The sequence below is a fragment of the Bradyrhizobium sp. NBAIM08 genome (genome assembly GCF_020193935.1).
Taxonomy (GTDB): Bacteria; Pseudomonadota; Alphaproteobacteria; order Rhizobiales; family Xanthobacteraceae; genus Bradyrhizobium; species Bradyrhizobium yuanmingense.
Genome location: NZ_JADYVR010000757.1, coordinates 1 through 416 on the forward strand (window position 1 = coordinate 1; position 416 = coordinate 416).

The following is a 416-nucleotide window of genomic DNA, read 5'->3' on the forward strand; positions in this document are numbered from 1 at the left end:
CTCACATTCCCCGCGCTACCCTTAGGCAGCCATGTCAGCCACCAATTCCCCGCAGGTTCCCGCCAGTCACCCAGGCGAGCATGGTCATGGCAAGGCGGGGATGGCGGCGCTGGTCGCCGGCGCGGTGGGCGTGGTCTTCGGCGACATCGGCACCAGCCCGCTGTACACCATCAAGGAAATGTTCCACCCGCATTTCGGGCTGACACCTGATCCGTCCACCGTGCTGGGCCTGCTGTCGCTGGGCTTCTGGTCGCTGATCCTGATCGTGACCCTGAAGTACGTCATCGTGATCATGCGCGCCGACAACGAGGGCGAGGGCGGCATCATGGCGCTCACCGCGCTGGCCCAGCGCAGCCTGAAGAAGGGCTCGCGCGGCAGCTATGCGGTCGGCATCCTGGGCATCTTCGGTGCGTCGC

General features: G+C 66.1%; 1 protein-coding gene. It reads left to right on the forward strand.

Going from position 1 to position 416, the window contains the following annotated elements:
• Positions 1 to 100: 100 nt before the first annotated feature.
• Positions 101 to 416 (forward strand): KUP/HAK/KT family potassium transporter (locus I6F37_RS41915; RefSeq protein ID WP_225154661.1); only part of this gene is annotated, 316 nt, incomplete at its 3' end.